The organism is Halorubrum ruber (genome assembly GCF_018228765.1).
In the GTDB taxonomy this organism is placed as follows: domain Archaea; phylum Halobacteriota; class Halobacteria; order Halobacteriales; family Haloferacaceae; genus Halorubrum; species Halorubrum ruber.
The window spans coordinates 1719967-1746495 of record NZ_CP073695.1; the positions used below are offsets into that span (position 1 = coordinate 1719967).

22 protein-coding genes and 1 pseudogene are annotated in these 26529 nt (G+C 69.5%); 7 read left to right on the forward strand and 16 right to left on the reverse strand.

The window, feature by feature from the left end; translation table 11 throughout:
• Window positions 1-51 precede the first annotated feature (51 nt).
• Window positions 52-1164: a TrmB family transcriptional regulator gene (locus J7656_RS08580; protein WP_211553037.1), complete on the forward strand. Its 1113-nt coding sequence runs from the start codon at window positions 52-54 to the stop codon at window positions 1162-1164.
• A gap of 193 nt (window positions 1165-1357) precedes the next feature.
• Here the strand turns inward: J7656_RS08580 and J7656_RS08585 are convergent, their stop codons facing one another.
• The 6 genes from J7656_RS08585 to J7656_RS08610 form a co-directional block, all read right to left on the reverse strand.
• Entirely contained in the window at window positions 1358-2389 is a 1032-nt protein-coding gene (locus J7656_RS08585; protein WP_017343285.1) for a tyrosine-type recombinase/integrase, read from the reverse strand.
• A complete protein-coding gene (locus J7656_RS08590; RefSeq protein ID WP_017343284.1) occupies window positions 2382-2762 on the reverse strand; it encodes a DUF5805 domain-containing protein in 381 nt (126 codons plus the stop codon). Before J7656_RS08590 ends, J7656_RS08585 begins: the two co-directional genes overlap by 8 nt.
• Before the next feature lie 414 nt (window positions 2763-3176).
• Window positions 3177-4082, reverse strand: a complete 906-nt coding sequence (locus J7656_RS08595; RefSeq protein WP_211553038.1) for a phosphoribosyltransferase HisG-related protein — start codon at window positions 4080-4082, stop codon at window positions 3177-3179.
• A 108-nt stretch (window positions 4083-4190) separates the two neighbouring features.
• Complete coding sequence (locus J7656_RS08600) at window positions 4191-5942, reverse strand: alanine-zipper protein (protein ID WP_211553039.1); 1752 nt, start codon at window positions 5940-5942, stop codon at window positions 4191-4193.
• 93 nt (window positions 5943-6035) lie between these two features.
• Window positions 6036-6869 (reverse strand): MBL fold metallo-hydrolase, encoded by an 834-nt coding sequence (locus tag J7656_RS08605; RefSeq protein ID WP_017343281.1) that lies wholly within the window; start codon window positions 6867-6869, stop codon window positions 6036-6038.
• A 220-nt stretch (window positions 6870-7089) separates the two neighbouring features.
• On the reverse strand, window positions 7090-7743 hold the full coding sequence (locus J7656_RS08610; RefSeq protein ID WP_017343280.1) for a potassium channel family protein: 654 nt from the start codon (window positions 7741-7743) through the stop codon (window positions 7090-7092).
• 203 nt (window positions 7744-7946) lie between these two features.
• Between J7656_RS08610 and J7656_RS08615 the strand changes: the two genes are divergently transcribed.
• Both J7656_RS08615 and J7656_RS08620 read left to right on the forward strand, forming a co-directional pair.
• Window positions 7947-9401 carry an APC family permease gene (locus J7656_RS08615; protein WP_211553040.1) on the forward strand — a complete coding sequence of 485 codons (1455 nt, stop codon included), beginning with the start codon at window positions 7947-7949 and terminating at the stop codon, window positions 9399-9401.
• Between the two features lie 4 nt (window positions 9402-9405).
• The gene (locus J7656_RS08620) at window positions 9406-10059 is read left to right on the forward strand and encodes a potassium channel family protein (RefSeq protein ID WP_017343278.1); all 654 of its coding nucleotides are present in this window, start codon (window positions 9406-9408) and stop codon (window positions 10057-10059) included.
• A gap of 29 nt (window positions 10060-10088) precedes the next feature.
• Here the strand turns inward: J7656_RS08620 and J7656_RS08625 are convergent, their stop codons facing one another.
• The 5 genes from J7656_RS08625 to J7656_RS08645 form a co-directional block, all read right to left on the reverse strand.
• A complete protein-coding gene (locus tag J7656_RS08625) occupies window positions 10089-11435 on the reverse strand; it encodes a glutamate-5-semialdehyde dehydrogenase (protein WP_211553042.1) in 1347 nt (448 codons plus the stop codon).
• On the reverse strand, window positions 11428-12303 hold the full coding sequence (gene proB / locus J7656_RS08630; protein WP_017343276.1) for a glutamate 5-kinase: 876 nt from the start codon (window positions 12301-12303) through the stop codon (window positions 11428-11430). The genes J7656_RS08625 and proB overlap by 8 nt, the downstream gene beginning before the upstream one ends.
• Window positions 12296-13072 (reverse strand): pyrroline-5-carboxylate reductase, encoded by a 777-nt coding sequence (proC, locus tag J7656_RS08635; protein ID WP_211553044.1) that lies wholly within the window; start codon window positions 13070-13072, stop codon window positions 12296-12298. Before proC ends, proB begins: the two co-directional genes overlap by 8 nt.
• Before the next feature lie 88 nt (window positions 13073-13160).
• Window positions 13161-14192, reverse strand: a complete 1032-nt coding sequence (locus J7656_RS08640) for a glycosyltransferase family 4 protein (RefSeq protein ID WP_211553046.1) — start codon at window positions 14190-14192, stop codon at window positions 13161-13163.
• A gap of 46 nt (window positions 14193-14238) precedes the next feature.
• Window positions 14239-15108: a hypothetical protein gene (locus tag J7656_RS08645; protein WP_017343273.1), complete on the reverse strand. Its 870-nt coding sequence runs from the start codon at window positions 15106-15108 to the stop codon at window positions 14239-14241.
• Window positions 15109-15256: 148 nt separating this feature from the next.
• On the opposite strand from J7656_RS08645, the gene J7656_RS08650 reads away from it, so the two are divergent.
• Window positions 15257-16270 (forward strand): lysylphosphatidylglycerol synthase transmembrane domain-containing protein, encoded by a 1014-nt coding sequence (locus tag J7656_RS08650; protein ID WP_017343272.1) that lies wholly within the window; start codon window positions 15257-15259, stop codon window positions 16268-16270.
• A 693-nt stretch (window positions 16271-16963) separates the two neighbouring features.
• Here J7656_RS08650 and J7656_RS08655 read toward each other — a convergent pair.
• From J7656_RS08655 to J7656_RS08665, 3 genes are all read right to left on the reverse strand, one after another.
• Window positions 16964-17428, reverse strand: coding sequence for a hypothetical protein (locus J7656_RS08655; RefSeq protein ID WP_211553048.1), 465 nt, complete (start codon window positions 17426-17428; stop codon window positions 16964-16966).
• 78 nt (window positions 17429-17506) lie between these two features.
• Window positions 17507-19282 (reverse strand): DUF2070 family protein, encoded by a 1776-nt coding sequence (locus J7656_RS08660; RefSeq protein WP_017343270.1) that lies wholly within the window; start codon window positions 19280-19282, stop codon window positions 17507-17509.
• The gene (locus tag J7656_RS08665) at window positions 19283-20347 is read right to left on the reverse strand and encodes a glycosyltransferase (RefSeq protein ID WP_017343269.1); all 1065 of its coding nucleotides are present in this window, start codon (window positions 20345-20347) and stop codon (window positions 19283-19285) included.
• 257 nt (window positions 20348-20604) lie between these two features.
• On the opposite strand from J7656_RS08665, the gene J7656_RS08670 reads away from it, so the two are divergent.
• Together J7656_RS08670 and moaC are read left to right on the forward strand one after the other, a co-directional pair.
• The gene (locus J7656_RS08670; RefSeq protein WP_211553049.1) at window positions 20605-22062 is read left to right on the forward strand and encodes an NAD(P)H-hydrate dehydratase; all 1458 of its coding nucleotides are present in this window, start codon (window positions 20605-20607) and stop codon (window positions 22060-22062) included.
• Window positions 22063-22158: 96 nt separating this feature from the next.
• Window positions 22159-22596, forward strand: a complete 438-nt coding sequence (gene moaC / locus J7656_RS08675; RefSeq protein ID WP_425490597.1) for a cyclic pyranopterin monophosphate synthase MoaC — start codon at window positions 22159-22161, stop codon at window positions 22594-22596.
• Window positions 22597-22632: 36 nt separating this feature from the next.
• Here moaC and J7656_RS08680 read toward each other — a convergent pair whose 3' ends face one another.
• Window positions 22633-24411: a formate--tetrahydrofolate ligase gene (locus J7656_RS08680; RefSeq protein ID WP_211553050.1), complete on the reverse strand. Its 1779-nt coding sequence runs from the start codon at window positions 24409-24411 to the stop codon at window positions 22633-22635.
• Between the two features lie 55 nt (window positions 24412-24466).
• Window positions 24467-25650: pseudogene (gene gcvT / locus J7656_RS08685) on the reverse strand (glycine cleavage system aminomethyltransferase GcvT).
• 141 nt (window positions 25651-25791) lie between these two features.
• Here gcvT and J7656_RS08690 point away from each other — a divergent pair.
• Window positions 25792-26454, forward strand: coding sequence for a S26 family signal peptidase (locus J7656_RS08690; RefSeq protein ID WP_026046219.1), 663 nt, complete (start codon window positions 25792-25794; stop codon window positions 26452-26454).
• The last annotated feature ends 75 nt before the right edge of the window (window positions 26455-26529 follow it).

Consider the following 26529-nt stretch of genomic DNA (forward strand, 5'->3'; position numbering starts at 1 on the left):
CTCTCGGCCCGTTCGGGCACTTCTTTACCCGCCCTGTCGAAAGCCGGCGTCATGAGCGGAACCGATCCCGATCTCCGGGACCAACTGAAGTCGTTCGGGTTCTCCGACAAGGAGATCGACACGTACACCACTATCCTGACCCTCGGCGAGGCGAAAGCGAGCGCGATCGCCGAGGGGGCCGACGTCTCCAAGCGGTACGTCTACAACGTGTTGGGGGAGTTCGAAGACCGCGGGCTCGTCGAGATACACGACCACGAGACGCCGACGACCGTCCGGGCGCTGGACCCGTCGACCGTCGTCGACCGACTCTCCGACACGCTCTCGACGCTCGAAGGGAACCTCGACGCGCTCTACGAGCCCGACCCGGAGGTCGACCGGCGCTACGAGGTTATCAAATCGACGGCGACTGTCCGAAAGCGTATCTCGCGGCTGCTCCGGGAAGCGGAAAACGAGGTGAGCCTCTCGGTCCACGCGTCCATCGTGTCGGACCTCGCCGCCGACCTCAGGTCCGCGGTCGACCGCGGCGTACTCACTCTCGTACTGGTCAACGACGACGGGACCGACGCGGTCGAGAGAGACCGCTTCGAGGGGCTGGGCAGCGCGGTGCGCGTCTGGGACCACACGGGGCCGATGATCCTCAGCGTCGACCGAACCCACGGCCTGTTCTCCCCGCCCGAGGTGGTCGTCGGGCCCCCTACCGACCAGCAGGCCATCGGCTTCACCGAGGACCGGCTCTCGCCGGCGCTGGTCGGGTCCTTTCTCGGGAACTACTGGCCCCTCGCGACCGAGGTCTACGTCGACGGGCCGAGCGAGCCTCCGGAGACGTACGATAGATTCAGACACGCGGTGTTGGACGCGACGCTCCACCGCCGCCGCGACCGCGAACTGATCGCGGAGGTGTCCGTTCGTCCCGCTCGGTCCTCCGAGCCGTTCGAGACCCGGCGCGGACGGGTGACCACGGTGCGGCAAGGGCTCGTCGAACCGACGACGAATAACATCCCCATCGAGAACGCGTTGGTGCTCGACGACGGAAGCGAGGAGTTCACCGTCGGCGGGCCGGGCGCGATCATGGAGACGTACGAGGCCAGGCGAGTCACCCTCGAGACCCCCGAGACGGCCGATCAGTCCGTCTCCGAACTGCTCGACTCCTCCTCGAAGGTGTAGTCGAAGCCGGACCTGCCCCGCGAACCGGCCGCTCGACCGCCAATAGCCGTGATCTCCCGCTCACGCGTACGATTCCGGCGGAGGTGCCTCACACCAAATTATATATCGCGGTATGTGGTTTATGAGTTTCACACTGAACGCGTGTCGACCGACCGAGGCCGACGGAATACGAGACGATCTGCCGTCAGACCTCTCAAACCAGGAGCCGGTACACGTTCGTCTCGTAGACCTCTCGCACCTGGTCTCCCCAGTTGTGCGTGTACGTGTCGATCACGTCGTCGGCGACGTCGCCGCGCAGGTACTTCACCACGCCGCGGTCGCCGGTCCTGTCGCGGAGGTGCGTCGTGAAGAAGTGCCGGAAGTAGTGGGGCGTGACGTTCTCGTCCGCACCACCGCCGGTCCGGTACCACCCCTCTTCGCGGGCGTACCGTTCGACGACGTGTCTGACCGCCTCCGGTCGGATCCGCTCGCCCCACCCTTCCGCAGTCCCGACGAACAACGGCTCCGCGGGCGACGGCGAATCCGGCCGAACGGCGAGCCACGCCTTCAGCGTCCGGCGCAGCTCGTCGTCGACCGGGATCACCGTCCCGCGCTTGCGCTTGTTCGCGGCCGTCCGCACCTCGCCGTTCAGCTCCTCGCCGACGGTCGCCTCGGCGGTCACGAATATCGAGTCCGGCCGCTCGGACAGCGCCGGCCGGCCCCCGAGCGAGTACGCCGCTTCGAGGTCCGGATCGGTGACCGACAGGTCCCGTAGATCGAGGTTACAGAGCTCGCCGACCCGCATTCCGGTCTTCAGGAGGGTGACCACGAGCGCGCGGTGAAGCGGATGGCGGATCCCGGCGACGAACGACCGCATCGCCGGGATCGAGACGTCGCGACGCGCCGGGTCCTTGTCCACGGTCTCGTCCATCTCCTCCATCACCAGCGTCATCGGATTGCCGTCGAAGGCGCCGACCTCTGTCATGTACCCGTAAAACCGATGGAGATAGGCCGCGTACGTCGCGACGGTGCTGTCGGCGACGTCGCCCCGAAGCGAGTGGACGAACGACATACAGTCGCGGTGGCTCGCCGACTCCGGGTCCGTGTCGTCGAGGAACTCCTCGAACCGCCGCAGGACGCGCTCGTACGCCTGTCTGGTTCGATCGGTCTTCCCGTGGTAGGTGAGGTCCTCGAGGAAGTACCCGATCGGATCGTCGGGATCGGGGGCCGCGCGGGTGCTACTCATCGGTCAACACGTACCCCCCGTCGCGGCCGCTGTACCGAACTCGGTTTCGTTCTTGGAGGTCGTCGAGCGTCGCCTCCAGCTCGTCCTCGACGTCGCCGACCACCGCCTCGACGAGTTCGTCCCACGAGCAGGGGCCTGATTCGAGAGCCGCCCGGACGCCCCTTTCGAGGTCATGACCCCCGGGGTCAGCGCCCTCGGAATCGGGTTCCTCGCGCTCGCCGGAGTCGACCGGCGCGAACCCCTTGCGTCCGGCCTGTACCATCGTCCTGACGAACTCGCTCAGCGACATGTCGAGTTCGTCGGCGTGGTCGCGCCACAGCTCCTTCTGTTCTGTCGGCACGTACGTCTTCACCGACTGTCGATCGCCTCCCATCGTTCTCGGACGACGGTTCTCACGGCCGCGACTTCAATCTATCCCAGATTTGCGGATAAGGATTCTTATCTCGGCGAGTAGTACCCTATATTCGCTGCTACGTAAGTAATATCCTAAATTCTAGTACCCCACATCGCGATCTCGGAGTCCAGATATTCGGATATCTCTTCGAGTAGCATGCCGCACCCAAACGCCCCCGAAGTTCGCCGCTCTCGAATCCCTCTCGGCCGGCTCGGTAATGGTCCCGAGTATTCGGGCACGGCCCGCGTTGCGTCGTCGGCAGTAGTTCGGGAGGGTCGCGTGGATCGCAGATGGTTAATTTGCGAAACTCGCGACGAATCGATCCCACGCGTCGGGACCGAATCCATCTTCGTCCGCACGCATATATTTTATACCGCTATACGATACGTGGACTCAGACCCGGATCTCCGAGTCGGCCGCCTCGTGTTCGAGCGCCCGCAGGACGCTGGAGACCGAATCGTCCGTTTCGGCCGCGTTACGCATCAGAACCGTCTCGCTGGGGAAGAGGTGTTCACCGACGCTGAGCCCGTGTTCGCGCGCCGTCGACCCGGTGACAGTGAGGTACACGCCGAGTCCGACCCGGGCGATCGCGGCCTCTTCCTCCTCGTCCGCCTCGGGATAGACGAACTCGACGCCGTTGAGCGCGTCGGTGCCCAACACCGCGGTGACGAGGCGCTCGTACCGCGGCGAGATACACAGTGGCCCCTCGTAGTCGTCGAGATACGCCCGGTCGAACGTCGTGTTCGGCGCCCGCCGGTCCTCGCGTCCCATCAGGGTGTGGTACACCGTGTCGCCGAGCCCGGTCACGACGCGCACGTCGGTGTCGACCGGGTCGATGCGGTCGTTGATGTCCGAAATGTTGCCGAGCCCGGCGTCGCGAATCCCGACCACCTCCTCTAAGACGAGGTCCGCGGAGTCGAATCCGAGCGCGAACTCGTGGGTTCGAAGCGCGCGGAACGGCTCCTCGCGACCGACGAGCTTGACCGTCACGTCGCCCAGATCGACCGTTGCGGCGTCGAAGACGATCCGGCGGGGCTTCCCGTTCCGATCGTCGCGCATCAGCGTGAACTCCGGCTCTGCCGTCGTCGTCGGGTCCGAGTACTCCGCGAGCCGATCGTAGGGGCCGGCGTCGGCGTCGACCGACCCCTTCGTGACGGCCTTCTCGTATCGGAGCGTGTTGCTCACGCTGTCCGCGAGCCGGTCGAGACGGTCGTCGGCCGAGACGGCCGCAATCCGCTCTAAGACGGCTTCGAGCGGGCGTCCCTTGCGGGGGACGGCGACCGGAACCGGATCTGTCATTGACCGATCTGCGACCGCGCGCGTAAAACGGGTTGCGTTTTTGAACCGGGGTGACGGAGGCCGACGGCGTCGTTCCGCGCCGACGGCGCCACGTCGAGAACAGGTGAGTTAGGGCCCGAAGGCCTCGTTGAGACGCGAGCGGAACTCGTCCAGCTCTTCGAGGTGCTCGTTGATCTCGTCTAACTCGGCCGCCACGTCGTCGAGGTCCTCCCCGAGACGGTCCTCGATGTCGGTGAGCCGCGCGTCGACCTCCGCGAGATCGTCCCACAGGTCGTCGAACTCCTCGTCGAAGCGGTCGAGGCCGGACTCCACGTCGTCGACGCGCTTCGCAGCGTCAGCGGCGCGCTCCTCGGCGTCTTCGGCCAGATCCTCGGCGATCTCGGCCCGCTCGGCAGCCCTGTCGACCTCCTCGTACAGCGTCTCGACGTCGTCGCCCAGGTCGTCGACCGTCTCCGCGACGGTTTCGGCCTCCGTTTCGACCCGGTCGACGTCGGCGGCGAGGTCGTCCACGTCGGTCTCGACCGTCGAGACGGCGTCCCGGACCGACTCGACGCTCTCGTCAACGGTCGCGACCTCGTCTTCGACAGCCCGCACGTCCGCTTCCACGCCGCGCACGTCGCCTTCGACCGCCTCAACGTCGTCTTCGACCGCGTCCACCCGCTCGTCGACCGCATCCACCGCGTCGGAGGTAGAGTCGACCGCGGAGTCGACGCGGTCGATGTCCGACGCAATCGTCTCTCGCTCCTCGTCGGCCGCGTCGAGCCGGTCGTCGAGGGCGTCGACCTCGGACTCGACGGCGTCGACGCGCTCGTCGATCCCGTCGAGGATCTCGCGCGCCGTCCCCTCGCCGTCGATGAACTCCGCGAGCGCGTCGGCGTACGCCTCGATGTCGGCCACGCTCGACTGGAGGCGGGCGATCCGCACGTCGACGCTGCGCGGGACGCCGCCCTCGAACGCCCCCTCGATGGTCTCGATGTCCTCCTCGTCGGCCGCGCCGGAGCGGATCTCGGCCGCGAGGGCCGCCGCGAGGCCGCCCTCGCCGGGCAGCGTCGCGGGCTCGTCACGCTCGTCCGCTTCCGTCTCGTCGATTTCAGGCGTTTCGTCGGGCTCCTCGTCGTCTGCCGGTTCGGATTCAGCCTCCGTCGCGGCACCGATCGGGTCACCCTCGTGAGCGGTCACGGCGGCCGTGCCCTCGTCGACCGCGCGAGGTTCGGGGGCGTCGGCTTCCTCGTCGAGTTCCGGTTCGTCGTCCTCGTCGAACTCCGGCTCCTCGGCGTCGGCGTCCGGTTCCGCATCGTCCTCTGTCGCTTCGTCCTCGCCCTCAACGGACTCCGCGTCGGCCTCCTCGGTTTCGGACGCCTCGTCGGGCTCTCTCGCGGGATCCTCCGGCAACAGCTCGTCGTCCTCCGCCATTCCGGGGAGGGTCGCGCGGTCGCCGGAGAGCACCTCTCGCACCGCGTCCGTGTCGCCGGCGCCGAGGACGTCCTCTATCTCCTCGCCGACCGGAACATGTTCGATCACGGGCGTCCCGAGGAATCCGTCGAGGTCGGGGTCGTCGTCGCGGATCCCGAACACCGTCTCCACGGTCTCGTCGGGGTCGATCACGCGTTCGAACTCCACGCGGTGGTCCTTGTACGCCGTCCAGTTCTCGCTCTCGTACTCCGGGTGGAACCCCACCCGATCCATCGGGAACGACTCCGGGATCCGGTCGACGATACGCACCCGTACGGGGTCCTCGCGGTGCGAAGAGAGGGTGTACATCACCGCGGGCACGGGGAACGCGTCGTCCGTGAAGGATTTCTCGACGCGGATTCCGTCCTCGTCGACGGTCGTGGCCGCCTCCGCCGTCCGTTCGCTCATACCCGCACGTCCCGGAGCAGGGGCTTAAATTCCACGGGCCGGGTTTCGTGGTTGATAACCGAAACGCCGGGAAAGCGGCCGTTCGGCTCCCGTTTACAGGTCGATCCGATCACCGATCTCGACTATCTCTAACCGCTCCGGCGACTCGTAGCTCCGGACGTGGTCGTGGAGCGCGGTCGGGTCGGCGGTCAGCCCCTTCCACATGTCCCAGTGGGTCGGCACCAACCGGTCGAGGTCGAGGTCGTTCGCGGCCGTCGCGATCTCGTTCTCGTCGCTGTACCACTTCGTCTGGACCGGCTCGCCCGTCTCCTTGTCCGGAATCGTCCCCTCGGAGCCGAACGCGAGGATACCGAGGTCGATGTCGAACCGCTCCGCGAGTCCCGTAAAGGACGGCGAAGGCTTGCTGTCGCCGGCGTGGAACACCGTGCCCGCGTCGTGTTCGATGACGTAGCCGACCGGGTGGGTAGCGTCGGCGTCGTGCGTCTCGACGACGTGGACGGTGAACTCCCCGATCCGCAGCTCGTCGCCCTCCCGAACCTCGGTGAAGGCGGCCTCGCTCACCGCGTACTCCTCGGTCCACGCCTCCTCCTCGCGCGCGACCGCGAGCGAGTCGTCGGGCGCGACGAGGTCGGCGTCGGTGTTCGCTAAGATCGGTGCCTGCGAGGGGCCGTGGACGTGATCCGTGTGCTCGTGGGTGGCCAAGACCGCGTCAGCCGCCTCGACGTCTTCGGGATCGAAGGGTATCGGTATCATGCGGATCGTCCGCGGCGGGTCGCCCGTGCCGACGTACGGGTCGATCCAGATAACGGTCCCCTCGCTTCCCTTGATCGCGAAGCCGTTACAGCCCAGATACCACAGCGCCACCGTGTCGGGGTCGGCGTCCGCGATCGCGCGCGGCAGCCAGTCGCCCCAGTCGGAGTCGACCATGGGCGTCGATGCGGATGCGGCGGGGGTAATTATTCCGGAGTGCGTCCGAATTGGTGGCCCAATGCCGATATCCGTTGCTCCTGAAACGACAAAAATCTGTTCGACCCCGAACAAATAAATCATATGTCGCTATACTAAATACAGGCCGAATCGAAACGATAGGCGGTCACCGAGTATCCTCGCGAAACCCGGCCACTGCGTCCGGTCGGGGGCGACGCGGTCAGCCGCGAAAGAGGTTGACGACCTCGTCGACGACGTCGGACTCCACCGCGAGGATGTACCGTTCGGAGGCCTCCAGCATCGTTTCGGGGCCGGCGAGACCGTCCCGGTCCGCGGTGGAGATGAGGAGGCTCCCGGCGGGGAGGGCGACCTCGTCGAGTCGTCTCCCCGCCACCGGGGCCGACTCGGCGACCGTCACCTCGATGATGTCGAGGTCGGCGGTGGGGTACACGAGCGTCCGAATCCCCTCGCCCGTGAGCATGTCGGCCGCGTGGTCGCCGCCGAGCGACTGCGGGAGGAGGGTGGCGTCGACGACCTCGTCGTGGTCCGGCTCCGTGGCCGTCTCCGATCGGGCGAGCGTCCGGATCGACGGCTCGAGGTAGTGGGCCGTCAGGCAGATCTCCGTGTTCGTCTCCGTCTCGTCGGTGAGCGCCGCGATCGCGTCGGCGTCGCCGAGGTCCGCCTGCCTGAGGATCGACTGGTCCGTGGCGTCGCCGTGGATCACCGGTCCGAGGTACGCGTCGGCCAGCTCCTCGACGCGGTCCCCGTCGACCTCGATCAGCAGCACTTCGTGTCCCTGCTCCGTGAGGTTCTCCGCGGTCCGCAGCCCGACCCGGCCCCCGCCGGCGATGACGAACCGCTTCGTTCGGGTCATGTGCCGGATCTCGGCCCGCAGCGCCTTCAATCCGGCCGACGTTCCTACACGTCCGGAACGCCGGACACGGGCACCGCGGATAAACCGTTATCAGCCCACGACACGATTCCCAGGTCGGGGAAACTCTCACCGGATATGAAGTGGTCGAGACCGTCCGGATCCGAGCGTACGATGGACGAACTCGGACGCGGGGCTTCCGAGCGATGAGTGGGGAACAGACCCGGTCCCCCGAGGCCGAACTGGGGCTGCTCGACGCGACGATGATCGGAATGGGAGCGATGATCGGCGCCGGCATCTTCGTGTTGACCGGATTGGCCGCCGAGATCGCGGGCCCGGCGGCGATCGTCGTCTTCGCGTTGAACGGCGTCGTCACCGCCTTCACCGGACTTTCGTACGCCGAGCTCGCCAGCTCGATCCCGAAGAGCGGCGGCGGGTACGCCTTCGTCCGCGAGATCTTCGACGACCTCTCGTCGTTCATCATGGGGTGGATGCTCTGGTTCGCCTACATGATCGCGGGGGCGCTGTACGCGCTCGGGTTCGCCCCGAACTTCCTCGAACTGCTTCACGTGTACGGGGTCGTCCGACCGCCGGAGGAGGTCGGCGCCCTCGCCCTGCCGGTCGTCGACGCGGCGGTCCCGACGGGGTTCCTGCTGGCGTTCGCCGCGGTGTTCGGGCTCGTCGCGCTCAACGCCGTCTCGACCGCCGCCAGCGGGAGCGCCGAGACGGTGTTCACGATCATCAAGGTGGCGATCCTGCTGGTGTTCGTCGCCTTCGGGCTAGCGTCGCCGATGTTCTCGGGCGCCGAGTTCCAGCCGCTGTTCCCCGAAGGGAGCGGCGCGGCCGCCGTGCTGCCGGCGATGGGGCTCACCTTCATCGCCTTCGAGGGGTACGACCTCATCACCACCGTCACGGAGGAGGTGGAGAACCCCCGCGAGAACATCCCGAAGGCGATCTTCGCGAGCCTCGCGGTCACCGTGGTCGTCTACCTGGCGGTCGTCGCCGTCGCCGTCGGGACGCTCGGCGCGAGCGGACTCGCCGAGGCGGGGGAGGCGGGGATCGCCGAGGCGGCGACCTCGTTCATGCCGACCGGACTGCCGATCATTCAGAACGGCGGCGCGCTCGTCGTCTTCGGCGCGGTGTTCTCGACGCTGACGGCGCTGAACGCGGTCGTGATCGCCTCCTCTCGGGTCGCGTTCTCGATGGGGCGCGAGGGGCAGCTGCTCCCCTCGTTCGGCCAGATCCACCACCGGTACGGGACGCCGTTCGTCGCGATCCTCGCCAGCGCGGTGGTGATGCTCGGCTCGGTCGCGCTGCCGACCCAGAGCGCCGGCAACATGTCGAGCCTGTTTTTCCTGCTGTCGTTCGTCATCGTCAACGTCGCGGCGATCAGGCTCCGCCGGGAGCGCCCGAACATGCACCGCCCCTACGAGATGCCGTTCTACCCCGCCCCGCCGCTGATCGGAATCGCGCTCAACCTGGTCCTGACGGGCGTGCTCGTGGAGTACCTGCTGCGGACGGACCCGCTGGCGTTGGGGCTCAGCGCCGGATGGATCCTGCTCGGCGGGGCCGCGTACCTCACCCTCAACAGGCTGCGCGCGGAGCCGGACTCCGGGCCGGCGGCCGCCGAGGCCGAGATGACCACGGAGACGGAGGACTGAACCCATGCCAAGCTCACTCGACATCGTGATTGCGGGCGGCGGACGCGTCGGCTTCCAGACGGCGGAGATCCTCGCGGACCGCGGCCACGAGGTGACGATCGTCGAACGCGACGAGGCGGTCGTCTCCGAGATCGCCGACGAGTGGATCGCGACGGTGATCCGCGGCGACGCGACGAACCCCGACATCATCGAACAGGCGGGCATCGAGGACGCCGACGCCATCGCCGCGCTTACCGGCGAGACGGGGCTGAACCTCGCGGTCTGTCTGGCGGCCTCGGAGCTGTCCCCGGGGATCCGGACGGTCGCCCGAATCGACCGCACCGCCGGCGAGGCGTACACGCGCTTCGTCGACGCGGTGCTGTTCCCCGAGCGGGCCGGGGCCCGGGTGGCGGCGAACGAGGTCCTCGGCAGCGACGTCCAGACGCTGGCCGACGTGACGGGAAACCTCGACATCATGCTCATCCGCGTCGCGGAGGGGGCGCCGGCGGCCGGGAAGTCGCTCACGGAGGTCCGCTTCCCCGCGGGCGCGGTGGTCGTCTCCGACGCCGACGGCCACCGGATCGCCCGCTCCGACACGTCGCTGACCCCGGGCGAGCGCTACGTCGTCGCCGTCGAGCCCGACGTCGCCGACGAGGTCATGAACCTGTTACAAGGGTAGAAGGGCCGCTCTCGGGGGCTCGACCGCGGTCACCGCCCGCCGGGCGTCCACTCGGCGCCGTCGAGCTCGCGGTGTGTGAAGGGGAGCGCGTCCTCGCCGCTGTAGCTCGCGACGAGGTGGCCGTCGCCTTCGAGGTAGTACTTGTACGTCGTCAGCCCCTCCAGACCGACCGGGCCGCGGGCGTGGATCTTCCCGGTGGAGATGCCGACCTCGGCGCCGAGCCCGTAGCGGTAGCCGTCCGCGAACCGCGTCGAGGCGTTGTGGAAGACGCTCGCGGCGTCGACGCCGGTCATGAACGCCTCGGCGGTCTCCGAGTCTTCGGTGATGACCGACTCCGTGTGTTTCGAGCCGTGCTCGTTGACGTGGTCGATCGCGTCGTACGCGTCGTCAACCACCTTGATCGACAGTTCGAGGTCGCCGTACTCCGTGTCCCAGTCCTCCTCGGTCGCGGGGTCGACGTCGACGACCTCGCGGGTTCGCTCGTCGCCGCGCAGTTCGACGCCGGCGTCCTCGTAGCGCGCGACGAGGTCCGGGAGGAAGGTCTCTGCGACGGATTCGTGGACGAGCAGCGTCTCGACCGCGTTACACACCGCCGGGTACTGGACCTTCGCGTCGAAGGCGACGTCCGCGGCCATCTCCAGGTCGGCGTCGGCGTCGACGTAGACGTGACAGATCCCCTCAGTGTGGCCTAAAACGGGGATCTGGGTGTTCTCTTGAATGTAGGAGACGAACTCCGAGGAGCCGCGCGGCATCACGAGGTCGACGCGGTCGTCGAGCTCGAGCAGGCGGTCGACCTCTTCGTGCGCCTCGATGAGGGCGGCCCAGCCGTCGGGCAGGTCGGCGGTCGCCTCGACGATCGCCTCGTACAGCACGCGGTTCGACTCGCTGGCCTCACTGCCGCCCTTGAGGACGACCGCATTCCCGGATTTCAACGCGAGCGCCGCGATCTGGACCAAGGCGTCGGGCCGCGACTCGAACACCGTCGCGACGACGCCGATCGGCACCGCGACCCGGTACAGCTCCAGGTTCTCGTCGAGCTCGCGCGCCGCGAGCGTCTCGCCGAGCGGGTCGTCCTGTGCGGCGACCGACTCGACCATCGACGCGATCTCCTCGACCTTCGTCTCGTCCAGCTTCAGCCGGTCGACCAGCGCCTGCGTGTACTCGCCGTCCGCGAGCATCGCCTCCGCCTCCTCGACGTCGACCGCGTTCGCTTCGAGGATCTCGGCCTCCCGCTCGCGGATCGCGTCGGCGATCGACCGGAGCGCCTCGTTCCGGGTCGCCTCGTCCGCGTTCGCGAGGCGCAACGCGGCGCTCTCGGCCCGGCGGGCCAGCTCGTCGGTGTCGGCCTCGACATCCGTGGTGTGGCTCTCACTCATGGTCGTCACCCGTCTTCGGCACGAATAGCGTGCCCGTCGGCTTACCCGCTGCGATCCGCGCTAACACGTCGCGCTCGGCCGACCCCGCGATGATCGCGGGGATGCCGTTACGGCTCACGTCGTGGGCGCCCTCGACTTTCGTGCGGATCCCGCCGAAGTCGGTCTCGGTGCCGTCGCCGACGATCTCGCGGAGCCGCTCGTAGCCGTCGTCGACCGCCTCGATCAGCTCCGCGCCGTCCTCGCGCTTCGGATTCCCGGTGTAGACACCGTCGACGTCGGTGAGCGTCACGAGGAGGTCGGCGTCGAGCCCCATCGCGATCGACGCGGACAACATGTCGTTGTCGCCGATCCGCAGCTCGTCGGTCGCCACCGCGTCGTTCTCGTTGACGACCGGGACGACCCCCCACGACAGCAGCGTCTCGACGGTGTTGGTGAAGTTGTCGAAGCGCTCGGGCGCGTCGAGGTCGGTACCGGTCACGAGGATCTGGGCGACGTCCTGGTCGAACCGCTCGAAGCTCTGCGTGTAATGTCGCATCAACAGGCCCTGGCCGACCGTCGAGAGCGCCTGACTCTCCGCGATCGAGTCGACGCCGTCTCGCGACTCCGGCCCCTCGTCGAGCCGGCCCGTGCCGGCGCCGACCGCCCCGGAAGAGACCAGCACGACCTCCGTGCCGCGTTCGCGGAGGTCCATCACGTCCGCGACGAGCTTGTCGAGCTTCACCCGGTCGAGCCGGGAGTCCTCGTCGGTCAGGGAGTTCGTCCCCGCTTTGACAATCACGCGGTCGGCCGCGGCCGCCTCCCGTCGGGCGGCTTCGACCCGATCGCCGTCGGTCGCGCCGACGCGCTCGACGCCCGCGTCCTCAGGCATCGTCGAATTCCTCGGCGAGCTCGCGGGACCGGCGCTCCGCGGCCGCGACGGCGTCCTCGACCGCCGCGTCGGCCTCGCTGTCCCACAGCACGTCCATCCCCTCTATCGTCGTGCCGTTCGGCGAGCAGACCGCGTCGATGAGCTCGTCGACGCTCCGGTCGTCGCGCAACACCGTCTCCGCGGCGCCCTTGAACGTCTGCGCGGCCAGCGTCTCCGCCTGCTCGGGGTCGAGCCCGCCGTCGATCCCGCCCTGTTTCATCGCGTCGATCAGGTAGAAGGCGAAGGCGGGACCGCTGCCGTTGACCGCGGTCGAGACGTGCATCAGCGACTCGTCGACCTCGACGAACTCGCCGACCGCGTCGAGCATCGCGCGGACCTCGTCGGTGAGGCCCTCGTTCGTCGCGGCCGCGGCCATGTCGCCCGTTTCCGCCGCGAGGTTGGGCATGATCCGGACGACCGGCGCGTCCGTGCGCTCGGCGACGAACTCGCGGGGGAGCCCCGCGGCCAGCGTCACGATCTGCTGGTCCGCGCGGAGGTCGAGGTCGTTGAGGACGGCGGGGGCCACGTCCGGCTTCACCGCAAGGACGACGATGTCGGCGTCGCGCGCTGCCGCCACGTCGTCGGTCGTCTCGTCGGCAGCGTCTTCGATCGCGGCGAGCGCCTCGGGGTCGAGGTCGATCGCCGTCAGGTGGTACCCCTCCGCGCGGGCGAGTCCCCGGAGCAGGGCCCCTCCCATGTTACCGCAGCCGATAACGCTCACTCGAGTCATTTGCCTCTACGGAGTCGACGGGCGGACATACCAACTGCGGTTTTCGCAAGTTTCCGTGAGAAGCCGACGATCCGGCGTTCGGGGCGGTCTACACCAGATCCGCGTACAACGAGCGGTACCGACCGGCGATCGCGTCGAGCGAGAACTCCCGACTGCGTTCGGCGGCGATCGCGCCGAGTTCCGCCCGCCGCGCGGGGTCGCGGAGCTCGTCGATCGCGTCGACGAACCCCTCGACGTTGTCGCCGCGTGCGTCGTCGGCCCCGCCCGGCGTTCTCTCCCCGTCGCCCTCGCTACCCACCTTCAGGCACTCCTCGCCGTCTTCCAGCCACGAGAACGTCTCGATGTCGCGCACGACGAGGGGTTTCCCGGCCGCCATCGCCTCCAAGAGCGCGATCCCCTCGTTCTCCTCGTGGGTCGGGAAACAGAAGACGTCGCCCGCGGCGTACGCGCCGCGGATGTCGTCGACGAACCCCGTGAACGTGCAGTTCGACGGCGCCTCGTCGATGAGTCGCTTCGTCTCGCGACCCTTCAGGGAACGGTCGATGTGGCCGAACCACGCGAAGTCGACGTCGGGGGTGCGGTGGGCCGTCTCGACGAACGTCTCCAACCCCTTCCGCTTGATGACGTGGCCGACCATGAACACTGTCGGCGGGTCCAGATCGTAACGCTCGCGGTACTCGCCTTCCAGCGATTCGAATCCGTCGAGCTTCCCGCGGTCGACGCCGTTCGAGATCACCGTGGTCGGCGCGTCGGTGTACCCCTCGATCACGTCGCGGTTGTACTCGGAGGGGCAGACGAGCCGGTCGGCGAGCCCGTAGGCGCGCCGGAGGTACGGCCTGAGCGGCCGCGCGAGCGCGTTCGTGAACCGGAAGCTGTCGCCGAAGTCCTCGGCGGTGACGTGGGTGTGCGCGACGACGGGTATTCCGGCCTTCCGGGCGCGGCGCGCGTACCAGACCGAGCGCGGCCCCATCAGGTTGAGGTGAAGCACGTCGGCGTCCAGCGTCGGCTCGGTGGTGTACTCGATGCCGGCCCGGTCGAACATCTTTCGCTGGTGGTCGACCGAGGCCGCCATCCCGCCGGTGACGTGCTCCTCGAACTCGAAGTAGTGGCTGACCTTCATCGGCGGAGGGGCGCGCTCGCCGGCGCCGCGGCCGCGGGTCGAACGCCTACTCGACTTCCAGCCACGGGACCTCCATCAGCGCGGGGATGTACGTCTCGATGTGGTGTTCCCAGACGCCCTCCTCGCCGAACGCCTCGCCGTGGTCGGCGGTGACGACCACGTCGCCGTCGAGCTCCTCGACCAGCTCCGAGACGCTCTCTAAGGCGATCCGGAGGTTCTCCTCGTACATCGACAGCGCGGTCACGCGCGTCCCGTCCTTCACGAGGTCCTTCGGATCGAGTTCGAGCCACAGGCCGGCCTTCTGGGCGAACTCGCTGTCGTCGAGCCGGCTCTCGATCTTCGGCCGGACCGAGTCGCTGAGCGAGGAGAGCAGGCCGCCGTCGTCGTCGCTTCCCCCCTCGGCCTCCTCCTCTTCCTCCTGTTGTTTGATCCCCTTCTGGATCTGCTTGAGCTTCTGCCCTTTTCCGCGGGAGAGGTATGGCGCGTGCGGCTGCATGTAGTGGAGGACGGTGCGGTCGGCGCGCTCGACCGCGTCCTGATTGCGGTGGAACGCGTCCGCGAGCCCCTCCGGCGGGACGGTGCCGAGGTCGTCGTCCCAGTCGGTCTTCCACACGTCGTGGATGTCGCTGATGTGCTCGGAGGCGGTCCACTCGTAGTCGCAGCTGGCGCCCCACTTCAGCTCGTTCAGCGGGATCCCCAGGTCGTTGATGAACGGGTTCCCGGAGAAGTACGCGATGTCGTGGTCGCCGGTGAACGTACGGTAGGCCCACTCCGGCGTCGACGAGCCGATGCTCTTCCGCTTCTCGAGCGTCCCGTCGAGGTACTCGTCGTACACGTCCGCGAACACGTCGTACCGGCACGCGTCGAGCACCAGGCAGTAGTCCCAGTCCGACTCGAGGAACCGCTGATCTTCCATTAGGTGGGCCGTCGGCCCGCCGGTACGTATGTATTCTCATTCTCGGTCCGGAAGCGAGCCCCGACGGCGGAACCGCGACGCGGGAAGGCCTGTCGCCCCGACGAGCGCGAAGCAGACGTTTCAAGTTCGCTACGGCGCCACCTGTTCTATGGAAGGCCCACAACGGCGCGCGCTGATCCTCGGGTCGGCCGGCGCCGTCCTCCTCTTCGCGGTGCTGTTCGTCGCCGTCGGGGTCGACCGCGTCGTCGACGCGCTCGCCGCCGCGGACCCGGCCCTCGTCGCCGTGACCGCCGTCCTCGGGCTCTGTTGGCTCGCGGCGTGGAGCCTCATGCTCCGCACCGTGCTGGGCGCGCTCGACGTGGAGCTGTCGGTCCGGACCGCCTTTTTGGTCTACAGCGGCGCCGCCTTCGCGAACAACGTCACCCCGTTCGGGCAGGCGGGCGGCGAGCCGGTCGCCGCGGCGCTCATCTCGAAGGTCGGCGAGGCCAGATACGAGACTGGCCTCGTCGGCATCGCGAGCGTCGACGTGCTCAACGTCGTCCCCTCGGTGTCGCTCGTCTTCCTCGGCGTGGGGTCGTACGCGGCCACCACCGCGGTCGGCGACCGCGTCGGCTTCGCCGTCGCGAGCGCGGTCGCGCTGATCGCCGCCATCGTCTCGGCGATCGCGTTCGTCTGGCGCTACCGCGTTGCGGTCGTCGACCGCGTCCCGGGCGCGGTCGGGCCGTTCCTCGGCCGGTTCGACCGGTTCGACGCGGAGACGATCGAGGCCGGCCTCGCGGACCGCTTGGGGAACTTCTTCGCCGACATCGAGCGCGTCGGCACCGACCGCCCGCGGCTCCTCGGGATCGTCGCGCTCTCGCTCCTCGGCTGGCTCTTCCAGGCCGCCGCGCTCACGGCCGCCTTCGCCGCTGTCGGCCACCCGATCTCGCCGCTGATCCCGGTCTTCGTCGTCCCGCTGTCGTACGTCGCGGGCGCGACGCCGCTCCCCGGCGGCCTCGGCGGCATCGAGGCCGCGCTCGTCGGCCTGCTCGTCCCCACGACCGGGGTCGCCGCGTCCGCGATCACCGCCGCAGTCTTAGTCTTCCGCGGCGCGGTCTACTGGCTCCCGATGGTGATCGGCGGCGCGTCGGCCTCCGCGCTGGGCGTGAAGGCGTTCGAGTAGGGCGGCTCCGTCGGAACCCCTCTCATGTAGACACGTTCTCGTTTAAATTGGCTGGCCGTTCGACGATGGTTCTCGATCGAGTGCGGGAGTGAGTATCGCAGATCGGCGGCCGCGATGTAGTATATAAACAGCCGTGAGCGACGGCGACGAATGCTTATAAAAGGGGTGCGGTGGCGCGCCTGCGAGCGGCCGGAGCGAAGGCGGAGGCCGCGAGCCAGCCCGCGAGGGACGCCGCGAGCGGAGCGAGCGGCGAGGCTGGGGAGGCGTGAGGTGCGGTCGCTGTGTGGGGCGGGACTCAAAGGGGCAGCCGTGAGGGCGTCGTAGGCGACGTAAGCACCGCAGGGAGCGAACGGAGTGAGCGACCGAGGAGCGTGGTTCGAGAGAGCAAAGCTCTCTCGTCATCACGAAAGGCGCTTCGCGCCTTTCGAACGACAGCGAGCGTACGACGCCCTCACGGCTGGGGCTTTGGAGACACTCGCCGCGGTGGCGTCAGTCACTTATAAACAGCCGACAGCAACACCGCACTCTGGTTTATAAATGACCTCACTCACGACGTACTACACCCACTCCCGCTATCGCTCACCGCCGCCTCCGTACTGAGCGATTCAAAGCGAAAAATCGGCGACTGCTGAGGATTTAAATAATGTCCGGAGAGCGGGAGCGTCCGAGCGGGGCGAGGAGTCAGCCGTCGAGTCACCGCACCGAGCGCCGACGCAGTCCCGCCCCCAGCGCGAACGCCGCGCTCCCGAGCGTGAGCGCGACCAGGAGGGCGACGACCGGCCCGATCCGAATTCCGGTCAGCAGTTCGGCGCGCGGACTCAGCGCGACGATCGACGGACGCGGGACCGCGTAGCCGCCGGCGTCGAGCGTATCGCCGCGAACGACCGCCGCGAGCGGCGGGACCACGTAGATCCAGATCGTCGCGAGGAACGTCGCTCCCCACCCCGCGACGAGGCCGCCGCGGTGCCGACCGGCGTACCCGGCGCCCGCGAGGCCGACCGCGACGAGGCCGGCCCAGATCGGGTACCGCCCGGCGGTCCGCATCGGCTCCCACGGGAGGGCGACGAGGAGCGACGCGGCGACGAACGCGGCCGCGGCCGCGCCGAGCGCACGTTTCGGGGACCGGCCGGTTCCGAGGAGGAGGGCTCGCGAGACCATGGGGACGCGTCGACGGGAGCGCACAAAAACGACGGGGACCGCTCGCTCGGGGGCGACCCCGCCCGCGATGGCCTCCTCTTAGAAGAACAGCCACAACACGAGCAGCACGTACAGCGTCACCAGCGAGATGAGCGTCAGCCGGATGAGGATGTTGACGCTGAACACCAGCCCGTTGTAGTCGTTCTTCAGGAGCTTCACCGGCTCCGTCCGCCGGCTCTCGAACCCGACCGTCGCGGGCGCCACGTCGTCGACGGCGCGGTCGACCGCGCGCTCGATGGCGTCGGTGTCGGATTCCCGCATGTTCGCCAGTTCGTGGATCGACGCGTGGGTGTCCGTCGAGAAGGGGATCACCGCGTCGAACTCCTCGCGGTACGCGTCCGCGGTCGCCCGCACGTCCGGGGTGAGCCCGTTCGTGTCGACGCCGATCCAGAGCACCTCCTGGTCGCCGACGGACTCGACCATCGCCAGCGCGTCTTGGCCGGTCCGCGTCACAGAGAAGCCGGCGGCGTAGTCGTCCGCGAGCTCGGTGTCGGCGAGCCGATCGCGGAATTCGTCGAACGCGCGCTTCAGGCGGTCCGCCTCGGCGGAGCCGTACTGGATCTCGACGTCCGGCCCCTGCTGGATGTCGTGTCTGTGCTGGTCGATCAGCAGCACCTCGTCGTGGTCGACGTCGCGCATGAACACGCCGGTGTCGTAGTCGTCGATCCCCTCGCCGTGGAGGACGATCACCTCCTGATCGCCGATCCGACGGCCGTGGAACCGGACGTCCGCGTACCCCTCGCGTTCGCCGTAGGACTCCGTGACGAGCCGCGACGCGCGCTCGGTCCCGTCCGGCTCCGCGACCGCGTCGAGGATCCGTTCCGCGTCCGCCGGGTTCGAGAGGTCCTCCTTGTGCGTACACGGGACGTGGAAAAAGAAGCCGGCGTCGCCGTTCGAGGCCGCGCCGGTCCCGCCGTCGGTCGCAGCGGCCTCGGCATCGCCGTCGGCGGCGGCGGCCGCGGCCCCGGATGGATCGCGCCCCGAGCCGTCCCCTCGACCCCCGTTCAGCGCGTCGATCAGGTTCCCGCTCAGCTGACCGCCGCCGAACCCGCCGAGCGGGCCGGGATGAACCCACGGGGCCGCGACCGTGAGGCGGCTGCCGTTGTCGACGGCGAACGTCTCGACGGACGGGCGGGCCTCGACGCCGAGGTCGAGGGACTCCCGGTCGTTCCGGAGGAGCCCGGAGGTGAGCTCGAACGCCGAGACATCGGTGTTGCTCTTGATCAGGTAGTCGACGACGAGGAGGACTAAGACGAGGAAGCCGGCCGCGATGAGCAGCGACGCGAACGCGAACACGTGGCGGTACGTCGAGAAGCCGAGGTCGCTGCCGCCCAGCGCGTAGAACGCCGCGATGAGCAGTCCCGGTTCGACCAGCGAGACGAGCAGGATCCGGTCTGAGCGGTCGATGCCCGTCGAGACGACGAGCACTAGGATGTTGACCAGGTACAGCGTGATGAAGCTCAGCCAGATGATGCTCCAGGCGTTCCCGACGTTGTTCGCGCCGGAGAGCACCAGCGCGTACACGAACAGGACGAACTGCGAGGTGAGCGCGAGGAAGTAGCTCCACGGCCGCGGGTAGCCGTCGAGGACGCGGGGGAACAGCTCCGCGGCGACGACGAACGGGATCAGGAAGATGAGGACCGCGACGGGCACGATCCGAGACGGGTCCGGCGAGAAGGGCGTGAACAGCCAGAACCCCGCGACGGTCGCGATTCCGTACACGGCGCTGAGGAGGACGAGCGCGGCAGCCTGTACCCGGAGCCGCGGAACCGAGAAGATGAACCGCTGGAACGCGTCGACGTTGTCCGCGCCCATCTACGCGGCCACCCCGTATATCGATTCGAGCTCGTCTATCGTCTGTTCCACCGAGAACTGCTGGACTGCCGCGCGGGTGTCCCTGTCGCCGTCGAGGCAGTCGCGGACCGCGCGCTCCATGTCGTCGAGGTCGCCGAGCGCGAAGCGGGCCCCGTTCTCGGGACCGATCGTCTCGTCGAACGGCGCGACGTCCGCGGCCGCCACCGGGGTGCCGCAGGCGTTCGCCTCCAGCGTCGAGAGGCCGAGCGTGTCGCAGGTCGAGGCCGTGACGAAGACGTCGATCGCGGCGTAGAAGTCGGGGAGGTCGTCGCGGGGGAGGAAGTCGTGGAACCGGACGTTCGCGGGCGCGTCCGCCTCAAGCTCCGCGCGGACGGGCCCCTCGCCGACGAGTTCGAACCGGACCTCGGGCAGCCGCTCGGCGAGCCGGAGCGTCTCGTCGACGTTCTTCTTGTGGGTCATCCGGCCGCTGTACCCGACTACTGGCGCGTCGGCCGCGGTCGGGCCGCCGTCGGTCGCGAGCGCGGCCACCCGGGCGCCCTCGCGCGGCCGGAACCGGTCCATCTCGATCCCGACCGGGAGTCGGTACGGCTCCACGTCGCGGCGGATCCGCGAGGTCGAGGCCGTGACGCAGTCGAACGCGTTCAAAAATCGGTTCTCGTAGGCCACGTACGCCCGCCCGGCGAGCGCGGCGAGCCGCTCCGACTTGAGCCCCTGAACGAAGTAGTCCTCGACGGGGGTGTGGTGGGTGTACACCGAGGTCGCACCGTACCGCTTCGCGTACCGAAGTCCCATCAGGCCGGTCGACGCCGGGCCGTGACAGTGGACCACGTCGAGATCGGGGAGCGTCGACAGGCGGCGGTAGGTCGGGATCCGGTACTGTCGGTAGAAGGGGTTCGGCAGCGAGGGGACCGGTATCTCGCGTTCGTCGGGCTCGTGGCTGCTCTCCGGATACACGACGTACACGTCGTGGCCCCGGGACTCGAGGCGGTCGCGCCACGCCTGAATGGTGTAGGTGACGCCGTCGATGCCGGGGAAGTAGCTGTCGGTGAAGAAGCCGATGTTCATGGTCGCGTCTGGCGGTTTGAGGGCTGCCCGCGGCCGGAGCCGCCGCGGAGGGATCCGTCGGCGGGGACTGCGCCGGTCGGGGCGGGGCTCGGGTCGACGTCCGCGCCGACGGCTACTGCGAGTACCACGGTCATTCGCGGACTTCACTACCTGACCGCTTCAACATTTTCATTTCTCGAGACCGCGCTCCGGGGCCGCCAGCGGGCGGCGCGCCCCGACCCCGCCCGCTTAATCCGTCGGCGCCCGAACCGCCGGTCATGATCACGACCGACCGGATGGCGGCCGTCGACGCCAACGCGGCCGCGCTCGGGGTGCCCCGCAAACAGCTGATGGAGTCGTCCGGCAACGCGGTCGCCCGCGAGGTGCGAGCCGCTGCGGATCCCGGCGCGACCGTCGCCTTGGTCTGCGGCCGCGGGAACAACGGCGGCGACGCGCTCGTCGCGGCGCGGTTCCTCGACGGGTACGACGTCGCGGTTCACCTGCTCGGCCGCCGTGAGACGATCCGGACCGACATCGCGCGAGAGAACTGGACGGCGCTCGAAAGCGCCGAAATCCAGAGCGAGACCGTCACGGACTCGCGCGAGTTCGGTTTAGGCGGGCCCGACGGCGACGATCCGGACGTCGTCGTCGACGCCATGCTCGGCTCCGGAATCGCGGGCGGACTCCGCGAACCGGAGCGGACGGCGGCCGAGGCGATCAACGCGAGCGACGCGACGGTGATCGCGGTCGACGTCCCCTCGGGGATCGACGCCGACACGGGGGACCCGACTGGCGGCGCGGAGGCTATCGCGGTCAACGCCGACCGCGTGGTGACGTTCCACGACGAGAAGCCGGGACTGGCCGCGCTCGACGCCGAGGTGACGGTCGCCGACATCGGGATCCCGGCCGCCGCGGAGCGGTTCACCGGCCCCGGCGACCTGCTCGGACTCGACCGCGACCCGGACTCGCACAAGGGAGACAACGGCGAGGTGCTGGTGGTCGGCGGGGGGCCCTACACCGGGGCGCCGACGCTGTCCGCGCTCGCCGCGCTCCGCGCCGGGGCCGACCTCGTCCGCGTGGCGTGCCCGGAGTCCGTCGCGAGCGCGGTCCAGGGATTCTCGCCGAACCTCATCGTCCGCGGGCTGCCCGGCGACCGCGTCGGGCCCGCCCACGCCGAGCGGGTCGCGTCGCTCGCGGCCGACAACGACATCGTCGTCCTCGGGCCCGGTCTGGGCGACGGCGACGGGACGCGCGAGTTCGTCCGCGAGTTCCTGACGGCCTACGAGGGGCGCGCGGTCGTCGACGCGGACGCGCTCCGGGTCGTCCCCGACGTCGACACGGACGCCGACCTGATCTGTACGCCGCATCAGGGCGAGCTCGTCGGGATGGGTGGCGAGACGGCGGGCGACCCAGCCGAGCGCGCCGAGCTGGTCCGCGAGTTCGCTGCCGAGGTGGGCCACACGCTGCTCGTGAAGGGCGCGGTTGATGTGATCGCCGACGGCGACGACGTGCGGCTGAACCGCACCGGCAACCCCGGGATGACCGTCGGCGGGACGGGGGACGTGTTGGCGGGGACGGTCGGCGCGCTGGCGGCCGTGACAGAGCCGTTTCACGCGGCCGCGGTCGGCGCCTACGTCGTCGGGCGAGCGGGAGATGCCGCCGCGGAAGCGAACGGCGCCGGCTTAGTGGCGACGGACTTACCCGACCGGCTGCCGGAGGCGATGCGTAATGAGTGAGGAGGAAGGCAGCGCCGACAGGGGGCCGACGGAGCGGGCGCGGAGCCCGCCGGCGCGGACGCGCTGACCCACACCGACGACGCGGGCGACGTCCAGATGGTCGACGTCGGCGCGAAGCCTGACAGCAGTCGCCGCGCGGTCGCCCGCGGGGAGATCCGGTTGACCCCGGAGACGATCGACGCGGTCGAAGCCGACGCGGTCGAGAAGGGGGACGTGCTCGCGACCGCCCGGATCGGCGCGGTTCAGGCGGTCAAACACACTTGGGAGACGATCCCGATGTGCCACCAGATCCCGATCACGAACGTCGACACCGAGTTCGCGGTCGGCGACGACCGGATCGAGCTGACGGTCGCGGTCGAGACCACCGGGAAGACGGGCTGTGAGATGGAGGCGCTGGAGGGCGTCACGACCGGCCTCAACACCGTCTGGGACATGGTGAAGGCCGCCGAGAAGGACGCGGACGGCGGATATCCCGACACGCGAATTTCGGACGTCGAGGTCGTCGAGAAGCGGAAGGAGACGGTCGGAGAGTAGGTCCGCGGTCGCCCTAACCGACGCGGTCCCTCCCGATCAGAACAGGCCGGTCACCTCGCCGTCGGCGTCGACGTCGATGTCCTCGGCGGCCGGCTCGGCGGGGAGTCCCGGCATCGTCATCACGTCGGCGGTCTTCGCGACGACGAAGCCGGCGCCCGCCGAGGGGGTCACTTCGCGGATCGTCAGCGTCCATCCCTCCGGCACCCCGGTCCGCGCGGCGTCGCCGGACAGCGAGTACGGGGTCTTCGAGAGGCAGACGGGCAGGTCGCCGTACCCCCACCCCTCGACGCGCTCGACGTCGTCGGCCGCGCCGTCGACGTACTCGACGTCCGCGGCCCCGTACACCTCTCGGGCGACGGTCTCGATCTTTTCTCGAATCGGCGCGTCGACGTCGTACAGCGGCGAGAACGAGCCCGTCCCGGCGCGCTCGCGGACGAGTTCGGCTAAGTCAGTCGCGCCCGCGCCGCCGTCGCGGTAAGCGGTCGAGCGCACGACGGGGATCCCGCGGTCCGCGATCGCCTCCTCCAGCGCCGCCAGTTCCGCCTCCGTGTCGTCGCCGAACACGTTGATCGCGGCGACCGTCGGGACGCCGAACGACTCGGCGATCGAGACGTGTTTCGCGACGTTGTCGACGCCGGCCCGAACCGCGTCTGGGTCCGGCTCCGCGAGGGCGTCGAAGTCGGTCGGCCACATCTCCAGCCCGTGCCGCTTCGCGCCGCGGACGGTGGCGACCACGACCGCGACGTCGGGGACCATCCCCTCTCGCGCGACTATGTTGCCGAACTTCTCCGCGCCGAGGTCGGCGCCGAAGCCCGCCTCGGTGACGAGGTAGTCGGCGAGCGCGCTCCCGACCCGGTCCGCGACGAGCGTGTTCGTCCCGTGCGCGATGTTCGCGAACGGGCCGCCGTGAACGAACGCGGGGACGCCCTCGACCGTCTGGACGAGGTTCGGGCGGAACGCGTCGCGCAGCAGCGCGGCCGCGGCGCCGGTCACGCCCAAGTCGTCCGGCGTCACCGGCTCGCCGTCAGCGTCGACGGCGAGGACGATGCGACCGATCCGCGCTTTCAAATCCTCTAAGTCGGACGCGAGCCCGAGGACGGCCATCAGCTCCGAGGCGGCGGTGATCACGAACTCGTCCTCGCGGGGGACGCCGCTCGCGGTGCCGCCGAGGCCGACGACCGTCTCGCGGAGCGCGCGGTCGTTAACGTCGAGCGCGCGCGGCCAGTGGACCCGCCGCGCGTCGACGTCCGCGTCGTTCCCCTGATGGAGGTGGTTGTCGAGCGCGGCCGCGAGGAGGTTGTGCGCCGCCGTCAGCGCGTGGATGTCGCCGGTGAAGTGGAGGTTGATCGCCTCCATCGGCAACACCTGCGAGTAGCCCCCGCCGGCCGCGCCGCCCTTGATCCCGAAGACGGGGCCGAGCGACGGCTCGCGCACGGCGACCGCGGTCCGCTCGCCCAGCGCGGCGAGCCCCTGACCGAGCCCCACGGTCGTGACCGTCTTCCCCTCCCCCTTCGGGGTGGGCGACATGCCGGTCACGAGGACGGTCGTCCCGTCGGAGCCGGCCGTTTCCCCTCGCTCGGCCGGTCCGCCGGCCGCGCTCGCCCCGTTCGTGGCGTCCGCCGCGCCGCCGACGGCCTCGCGCACCGCCGCGTGCGTGAGCTTCGCGACGCCCTCGCCGCGGCGCTCGACTTCGGCGGGGGAGAGGCCCAGATCGGCCGCGACGTCCTCGATCGGGCGGGGATCGGTCGCTTGCGCGACGGTGAGGTCGGACTCCGGTGTCCCGGTCGCGTCGCTCGCGGAATCTGTTGGCGCCATACCGGCGCTTCTCAGGCCGGTCGTATGAGCGTTGCTCGGTCCTTGGTGACGAGCCTCACCGATCGAGGAACGGCGGGATCACGACCTCGGCGCGCTTCTCGTCGCCGCGCACGACGACGCTCACCTCGGTGCCGGCGTCGGCGTACGACTCGTGGAGGTACCCGAGCCCGATCGGCTCGTCGAGCGTCGGGCTCATCGTCCCGGAGGTGAGCTTCCCGACGCGGGTGAGGTCGCCGTCGGTGACCGCGTAGCCGCCGCGGGGCACGCCGCGCTCGCGGAGGCGGACGCCGACGAACTTCTCGTCGACGCCCTGCTCCTTCTGGGCCTCCAAGGCGTCGCGGCCGACGAACTCCGTGTCGAGCTTCACGACGAAGCCGATCCGCGCCTCGTACGGCGTTCTGGGTTCGTTCTCGGGGTCGAAGTCCTGTCCGGACAGGAGAAAGCCCATCTCGGTGCGGAGTGTGTCGCGCGCGCCGAGCCCGCACGGCTGCGCCTCGCGCGGCGCGTCGACGAACGCCGTCCAGACGGCCTCGGCGGCGCCAGCGGGGCACATCACCTCGAAGCCGTCCTCACCGGTGTAACCGGTGCGCGCGACCCAGCTCTCCGTCTGCGCCACCGCCGCCGCCGTCGCCTCGAACTTCGAGAGGTCGACGACGCGGTCCCGGGGGTGGCCTCGTCGATTGCGTCGGCCGCGTTGGGACCTTGGACCGCGAGCATCGCCCAGTCGTCGGTGGCGTTCGCGACGGTCGCGTCCAGCTCCCACTCGTCGCGGTGCGCGGTCCAGCGGTCCTCCATCTGTTCGTCGTGGCCCGCGTTCGGCACGAAGAGGTAGGCGGGGTCGCCGCTCGGCGCGTCCAAGTCGCCGTCGTGGGCGTCCTCGAGGGCCGCGAGCGACGCGGCCGCCTCGCCGGCCGCAGTGCCGTCGGGGAGCCGGTAGACGACCGTGTCGTCGAGCATCACGCCCTCCTCGTTCGTGATCGCGGCGTACTGGGAGTCGCCGGGGTCGAGCGCGCGCACGTCGTTGGTCGTGAGCCGGTTCATCAGTTCGGTCGCATCGGGGCCGGCCACCTCTATCTCGCCCATGTGCGAGACGTCGAAGACGCCGACGGACTCGCGGACCGCGGCGTGTTCGGTCCGGATCGAGTCGAACTCGACCGGCATCTGCCAGCCGCCGAAGTCGGTGAACTTGGCGCCGCGCGCGTCGTGGGCGTCGTGGAGCGGAGGGAGGCGATCGGTCATATTCGCACCTCGCCCGGACGCGCCTAAGCCTTTGTGGCATCGGGGAACGGGAGCCCCGACGTCGGATCCGGCGGTCGTCAACGACTCCGCCGGAGCGACTCGGCCGACAGCCTCAAGCGGTCGCCGGTCCCCGTATCGGGCGTGAGCAGCCGTCGCCCCGATCGCACCGGCCTCGTCGCGCCCGCGGTCGCGGTCCTCCTGATCGCGGTCCTGCTCGGGTCGCTCGTCGGGACGTGGCCGCCGTTCGTCGCTGTCGAGAGCGGCAGCATGGCGCCGGGCGTCGAGCGCGGCGATCTCGTCGTCGTCACGGCGACCGACCGGGCGCCGTGGGGCGACCTCTCGACCGCCGCCGACCCGGACGCGCCGACGCGCCTCGGCGGGACGGGGGACGTGGTCGTCTACACGGTTCCGGGCGCCGGGGGGAGACCGGTGTTCCACCGACTGGCGTTCCCCGTCGACGCCGGCGAGGACTGGACGGAGCGGGCCGACCCGGCGCTGCTTTCCGGCGACTGCGCGGAGCTTTCGACCTGTCCCGCGCCGTACGACGGGTACGTCACGTACGGCGACGCGAACGAGCTGTACGACCAGAGCGCGGGCATCGCGCCGGTCGTCCCCGACGAGTGGATCGCCGGCAAGGCGCTGTTCGCGGTGCCGAACCTCGGCTGGGTCCGGGTGGGGATCGACGCGGCGGCCGCGCGGTACGGCGGGGTCGCGACCGGCGTCGTCCTCGTGGGCGGCGCGGGACTCGCGGGGGGCGTCGGCGCGCTGCTTTTGGGGCGATTTCAGCGGAAGAGACGGCGATGAACCGGTGCGGTAGCAACGACGGGATATTTAAATAGTCGCTCACCGCAGCAGAGTTCACTTATAAACGTGGTGCGG